Below are 6,432 nucleotides of genomic sequence, written 5' to 3'. Positions count from 1 at the left end.
GGAGTCCTACAACCCCTGCGTTGCCGAAACAATGCAGGTTTGGGCTAGTCCCCGTTCGCTCGCCACTACTAAGGGAATCACTTTTGTTTTCTTCTCCTATGGGTACTTAGATGTTTCAGTTCCCCACGTTCGCTCACTGCTCTGCAGTGTGACATGTCTTCAACATGCCGGGTTGCCCCATTCGGAAATCTACGGATCAATTTGTATGTGCCAATCCCCGTAGCTTATCGCAGCTTATCACGTCCTTCGTCGCCTCCGAGAGCCTAGGCATCCACCGTCTGCCCTTTCCTGTTTTTGCGCCTAACGTATATTAATATTGCTATCAACACACGCAGGTTGTATACTAACTTATTTTGTTTGCTCTACGTTGTTTTCTCGTTTGTTTTTATCAAGTATGTCAATGATCGCTTTAGCATAACCTCCCAGGTCTCCCCAGAAAGATACTTCACAAATCTAATTTATTCCCAAGAGGCGCTTCCCTCTTTTGCGGTTGCAAAGGTAATGCTTTTTATTCTTCAATTCCAAATATAATTCCAAATTTATACCCATCTATAAAACGAAACCCAATAACATCAGCCTTAAATTCAATGACTTACAAGAAGGAAAATTGGGCATAAAAAAGAACCTCCTTCACTCCTCAACAGCAAAGTCTCCATCAAGGTGATGACAACAAACAGAACCATTACCACCCAAAATTATCGAAAACACCGATGAGACTAGTAGAGCTTTCGCCCATTAACCGCCACATACTATATCTAGAACTCCCACACACTATAATATAGGTAGGAGGCAAAACTAAAGCCAATGGGAGAAGCTCGGCGAAGAAAAAGCGAATAGGTCGTCAGTCGGGATGCCGACTAACGACCTATTACGTTTTGGAGATATAGAAAGAGGGGAAGGCTAGTACTCGTCTGAGACACTGAGCTTAGCACGACCCTTGGCACGACGTGCAGCTAGCACACGGCGACCATTAGCAGAGGCCATACGAGCACGGAAACCATGCTTATTCTTTCTCTTTCTGTTCGATGGTTGGAACGTTCTTTTCATCTTTGCTATCTATCTATTTTTATTCGTACGATGCTTATGTAACGCAAATTGAGCCACAAAGGTAGCGAATTTTATCTAATCTTCTCCAGCAACCTTTGAATGAGGACAGGGAAGGCATAGGCAGACTGCTCCTCCTCGGGGATTACCTGATAGACAGGAGAGCCAATGAGACCTTCACACTCCAGCAGGAATAGCGAAGCATAAATCTGTCTATGGGAAAGGCGGTGCGCATGAGTAGCGAGAGGTATTGGGTGAAAGCGAGGAGAGCGAAGCGATGCCGTAAGCTGAGCAAAGCTCTCCGATTCCGTAAGACCCTCTATACTAAGTGGAGTCTCCCCCGACTCAATAAGTGGATACTCATACAGTCCATGCCAAATATCTCTACCCTCACGCCTACGGATCAAGCACTTTCGCCCTTCACCATCCTCTATCCGCACGAGGAAGTAGTACATATACCGAGGGAGTACCTTAATCTTACCCTGCTTGATCGGAAGTCGCTCCTCGAGACCTAGGCGGTGAGCTTCACAGTACTCCACGACGGGACACTCGGCACAGCGTGGTCGACGAGGCAGGCAGACGAGTGCGCCCAGCTCGATGAGAGCTTGGTTGTGACGGCTGGGGTGTTTGCGGTCAAGCAACGCCTCAGCTAGCTCCCAATACTTCTTTTGCCCCGATGTTGTATCAATCGGCTCTGTTAAGGCAAAGAGGCGACTAAGCACACGGTACACATTCCCATCCACAGTCGGATAAGGGAGATCATAGGCAAAGGAAAGGATGGCTCCACGGGTATAAGGGCCTACGCCCGGAAGCCTGCTTAGCCCCTCTGGTGTACGAGGCAATTCACCCCCGAACTCGGAGACAATAATCTGTGCCGCTCGTCTTAGGTTACGCCCTCGGGAATAATACCCTAGCCCCTGCCAGAGTAGTAGCACCTCATCCTCCGAAGCATTAGCCAAATCCTCTACCCTTGGGAAGGCCTCAGTGAAACGATGATAATAAGCAGTGCCCTGATCTACCCTCGTCTGCTGTAAGATAACCTCAGAGAGGAGGACATGATAGGCAGAGACCTCCTGTCGCCAAGGCAAAGGCCGCTGGTAAACGTCATACCACGCCCCAAGCCGTGTCTGGATGGCCTTATATAGAGAGGATACGGAGGGCATCTACTAGATCCTCATCGATGGGCTTATTCTTCTTGATCGCCTTAGAGAAGGGCACGTAGACGAGGGCGTCATTGACGATCCCAATCATCACATTTCGTTGCCCCTCGAGCAGGGCTTCTATTGCTGCCACCCCCATACGACTAGCAAGGATACGATCTTGCGCACTAGGAGAGCCCCCACGCTGTATGTGTCCTAGGATAACCACCCGCACGTCAAACTGCGGGTATTCCTTCTCCACACGTTCGGCGACCTTCATCGCGCCCCCGGTACTCTCACTCTCCGATACCAATACAATACTGCTGTTTTTTGTCTTACGGAAGCCATTCTCGATCGTTTCGGCAAGTTGATCCTTCTCAAAAGCATACTCAGGAATAATAGCTGCTTCGGCTCCAGAGGCTATCGCCCCATTAAGCGCAAGGAACCCCGCCTCACGACCCATTACTTCAACAAAGAAGAGGCGCTCATGCGAAGAGGCCGTATCTCGTATCTTATCCACTGCGGAGACAATGGTATTGAGGGCGGTATCGTAGCCAATGGTCAGATCTGTACCATAGAGGTCATTGTCAATTGTGCCAGGCAGGCCAACGATGGGGATGTCATACTCCTCTGCGAACTCCCTTGCTCCAGATAGCGACCCATCCCCTCCAATGACAACGAGGGCATCGATCCCATGGGCACGCATGGTCTCATGCGCTAATGCTCGCCCCTCCACCGTACAAAACTCTGGGCAACGAGCTGTCTTTAGGATTGTCCCTCCTCGCTGGATGATATTGCTCACATGCTGCGTCTCAAAGTCCTCAATCTCACCCGTAATCAGGCCCTTGTAGCCTCGGTAAATCCCCTTGACACGTATGCCGTGGTAGATCGCCGTGCGTGTGACGGATCGTATCGCAGCGTTCATCCCTGGGGCATCTCCACCTGAGGTCAATACCCCGATGCACTTTATTGTTGCCATATTTTCTTCTCTATTCTTGAAATCTATGCCATGTTTTATGCCTGCAAAGATAAGTTAATCCCTTCGGCTCATCTCTTACCACCGCTCTATCCCAAGCATCAGAATCCCCCTATAACCAAAGCCTCATTCGAAGAGAATAATCCGATGGATAACCGCCAGCTGTTCGCTCGCCGTGGAAGGAGCAGACAGCACCTTGCTAGGAACACAATCCTCCAATCCCCACATTGTTCACCCCACACTCTTGGGTGACACTCTGCCTACCCCCACGCCCCCCCCTTCACCAACGACTCCTCACACCCCTCATAGAGGTATCGGGGGAAACCCTCCTGAGGTATCCCCGTAACCTATCATGAGGTATCGAGGCTACCTCTTGGGAGGTTACGGGTGTACCTATCTGGTGGTAGCAAGAATGTGTTATCGAGGAGACCAAAGCACCTAAATCTATACATCAAGGAAAAGGCGAAAAGAGAGAAGCGAGATCCTTAACAGCACCTTCGCCCTTCTCCCCTCTGGACTCATCTTTAAAGCCAAACTTAGCCTCCTCCTTCTGACTACCACAACCCTCCCCCGAACACGACAGATTATATATACCTTATTATAGGTAGAGTATGGCAAAGATTATGTACTTTTGTACCCACATAATTTAAATAAACATATCATCAATCACGTGTTATGCCGAACATTATCACGATAAAGAAAGGACTGACGCTGAATCTGAAGGGAAAGGCTGAGGAGGTAGAGCTTGCAGCCGCTGCAAGAGGCACTTCCTATGCCCTCTCTCCTGATGATTACATCGGGTTCGTCCCTAAAGTGATCGTTCAGCCTGGAGATCGGGTACAGGCAGGGGATGCCCTCATGTACCACAAGCAGATCCCCGAGCTAAAATTAACCTCCCCCGTCAGTGGTGAGGTGGTCGCTGTCCACCGCGGTGCCAAGCGTAAGGTGCTTAGCGTAGAGGTGAAGCCTGATGCAACGATCGAATACAAGCACTTCGCTACCGAAGGGCTCAAGGGGATGGAGCGTGCTGAGGTACTTGCCCTCCTGCTGGAGAGCGGGATGTTCAGCTTCTTCAAGCAGCGCCCCTACGACCGTCTGGCCAACCCCAATGCCGAGCCTAGGGATATCTTCGTCACGGCGAACCTTACCGCCCCCCTAGCCCCCAAGTTCAGCTACCTAGTGCATGGCCGTGAGGATGAGCTACAGCTCGCCCTAGATGCCCTCACCAAGCTGACCTCAGGCAAGGTCTACGTGGGTGTAGGCGCAGGTGAGCTAACAGGTCTACAGGGTGTAGAGCGTGTCGAGGTACGTGGGCCACACCCCGCAGGCCTCGTCGGTGTACTGATCAACCACACCGCCCCCATCAACAAGGAAGAGACCGTCTGGACCCTCAAGGCTACCGACCTACTCGTCATCGGTCGCTTCCTCAAGACCGGTAAGGTAGACTACAGCCGTACGATCGCCCTCACGGGCTCGGAGGCCAAGGAAACAGGCTACGTAAAGGTCCTACCCGGAGCACGCTTCGAGGAGGCTCTAGCAGGTCGCCTAGGCAAGAAGGGTGCGCACGAACGCATCATCGAGGGCGACGTCTTCACGGGTGTCAAGGTCGATGAGGAGCACGAGCGCATGAGCCTCGGCATAGACCAGATCACCATCATCCCCGAGGGTGATGATGTCCACGAGCTCTTCGGCTGGGCACTGCCTCGCCTGAAGGAGTACAGCCGCAGCCGCAGCTACTTCTCCTGGCTCATGCCCAAGAAGGAGTATACACTGGATGCGCGTGTCAAGGGTGGTCGTCGTGCGATGATCATGAGTGGCGAGTACGACCGTGTATTTCCAATGGACATCTATCCAGAGTTCCTCCTCAAGAGCATCATCGCCTTTAACATCAACGATATGGAGGCACGTGGTATCTATGAGGTAGCCCCAGAAGACTTCTCCGTCTGCGAGTTCGTTGACACCTCTAAGATCCCCCTACAGCAGATCGTACGCCAGGGGCTGGATGAGCTGTATAAGGAGATGAACTAACACGAAAGGTTTCACAATAAACGGACAAAGACCTTGAACGCATTAAGAAAACAAATCGACAAGATAAAGCCCGCCTTCACTAAGGGGGGACGCTTCTCAGCGCTGGAGTCTGTATTCGACGGCTTTGAGACGTTCCTCTTCGTGCCCAATACGACCGCTAAGCGTCGTGGGGCGCATGTGCATGATGCGATCGACAGCAAGCGCACGATGAGCGTAGTGATCTTCGCTCTACTGCCTGCGCTGCTCTTCGGTATGTACAATGTAGGGCTTCAGCACAATACAGCCTTGGGTATAGAGGGTAGCTTCTGGAGCACCTTCTTCTATGGCTTCCTCTCTGTGCTTCCTCAGATCGTGGTCTCCTATGCTGTGGGACTAGGGATCGAGTTCATCATCGCCCAGATCAAGCACGAAGAGATCCAGGAGGGCTTCCTCGTGACGGGTATCCTGATCCCCATGATCATCCCCGTAGAGACACCGCTATGGATGATGGCTATCGCTACGGCCTTCGCTGTGATCTTCGCTAAGGAGGTCTTCGGCGGTACGGGCTACAACGTCTTCAACGTGGCTCTAGTCACACGTGCCTTCCTATTCTTCTCCTATCCCGCAGCTATGTCGGGTGATAAGGTCTGGGTACGCCTCAGCTCTACCTTCGGTCTCGGAGGAGAGGGCGCAGCCGTGGATGGCTTCTCCGGTGCTACACCACTAGGCCAGATCGCTGCTGCCAAGGGGATGCTCCCCGATGTACACAACACCCTAGGTCAGCCTCTGACGGATCTGGATGCCTTCTTCGGCTTCCTCCCAGGCTCTGTCGGAGAGGTCTCTACCCTAGCGATCCTGATCGGTGCCTTCATCCTCATCTTCACGGGGATAGCGAGCTACAAGATCATGGTATCTGGTGTCGTAGGTGCTATCGTGATGGCTCTTGGCTTCAACGCAATCGGTGCAACCGCAGCGATGCAGATCACCCCACTACAGCACCTGCTCTATGGGGGCTTCGCCTTCGGGATCGTCTTCATGGCTACTGACCCCGTCACAGCCGCTCGTACGGAGACAGGTAAGTGGATCTATGGGTTCCTCATCGGGATCATGGTCGTCTTCATCCGCGTACTCAACGCAGGTTACGCAGAGGGGATGATGCTAGCTATCCTACTGCTGAATACCTTCGCTCCGCTCATCGACTACATCGTGGTAGAGCGCAATACGCAGAAGCGTCTTGCCCGCCTAGCCTCCAAGGCAAAGAACTAA

5 protein-coding genes and 1 rRNA gene are annotated in these 6,432 nt (G+C 52.1%); 2 read left to right on the top strand and 4 right to left on the bottom strand.

Annotated elements, in window-relative coordinates:
- The 4 genes from HMPREF0636_RS01775 to pfkA form a co-directional block, all read right to left on the bottom strand.
- Positions 1-298 (bottom strand): 23S ribosomal RNA (locus HMPREF0636_RS01775); the annotation flags it as partial.
- 602 nt (positions 299-900) lie between these two features.
- The gene (gene rpmH / locus HMPREF0636_RS01770; protein WP_005468272.1) at positions 901-1,047 is read right to left on the bottom strand and encodes a 50S ribosomal protein L34; all 147 of its coding nucleotides are present in this window, start codon (positions 1,045-1,047) and stop codon (positions 901-903) included.
- 71 nt (positions 1,048-1,118) lie between these two features.
- Positions 1,119-2,207, bottom strand: a complete 1,089-nt coding sequence (gene mutY / locus HMPREF0636_RS01765) for an A/G-specific adenine glycosylase (RefSeq protein WP_044168054.1) — start codon at positions 2,205-2,207, stop codon at positions 1,119-1,121.
- Positions 2,182-3,162, bottom strand: coding sequence for a 6-phosphofructokinase (pfkA, locus tag HMPREF0636_RS01760; RefSeq protein ID WP_044168053.1), 981 nt, complete (start codon positions 3,160-3,162; stop codon positions 2,182-2,184). The genes mutY and pfkA overlap by 26 nt, the downstream gene beginning before the upstream one ends.
- Positions 3,163-3,834: 672 nt before the next feature.
- Here pfkA and HMPREF0636_RS01755 point away from each other — a divergent pair.
- Both HMPREF0636_RS01755 and HMPREF0636_RS01750 read left to right on the top strand, forming a co-directional pair.
- Positions 3,835-5,187, top strand: coding sequence for a Na(+)-translocating NADH-quinone reductase subunit A (locus HMPREF0636_RS01755; protein ID WP_044168051.1), 1,353 nt, complete (start codon positions 3,835-3,837; stop codon positions 5,185-5,187).
- Between the two features lie 33 nt (positions 5,188-5,220).
- Positions 5,221-6,432, top strand: coding sequence for an NADH:ubiquinone reductase (Na(+)-transporting) subunit B (locus HMPREF0636_RS01750; protein ID WP_005468263.1), 1,212 nt, complete (start codon positions 5,221-5,223; stop codon positions 6,430-6,432).

This window comes from Porphyromonas catoniae ATCC 51270, assembly GCF_000565015.1.
GTDB classification, from domain to species: domain Bacteria; phylum Bacteroidota; class Bacteroidia; order Bacteroidales; family Porphyromonadaceae; genus Porphyromonas; species Porphyromonas catoniae.
The sequence above is the reverse complement of the archived record's forward strand: the minus strand, read 5'-3'. Positions and strand labels throughout refer to the sequence as shown.

What these genes read in the sequence shown, in the direction of transcription:
- mutY (WP_044168054.1), bottom strand. Translation starts at nt 2,207, where the DNA reads ATGCCCTCCGTATCCTCTCTATATAAGGCCATCCAGACACGGCTTGGG.
- pfkA (WP_044168053.1), bottom strand. Translation starts at nt 3,162, where the DNA reads ATGGCAACAATAAAGTGCATCGGGGTATTGACCTCAGGTGGAGATGCC.
- HMPREF0636_RS01755 (WP_044168051.1), top strand. Translation starts at nt 3,835, where the DNA reads ATGCCGAACATTATCACGATAAAGAAAGGACTGACGCTGAATCTGAAG.
- rpmH (WP_005468272.1), bottom strand. Translation starts at nt 1,047, where the DNA reads ATGAAAAGAACGTTCCAACCATCGAACAGAAAGAGAAAGAATAAGCAT.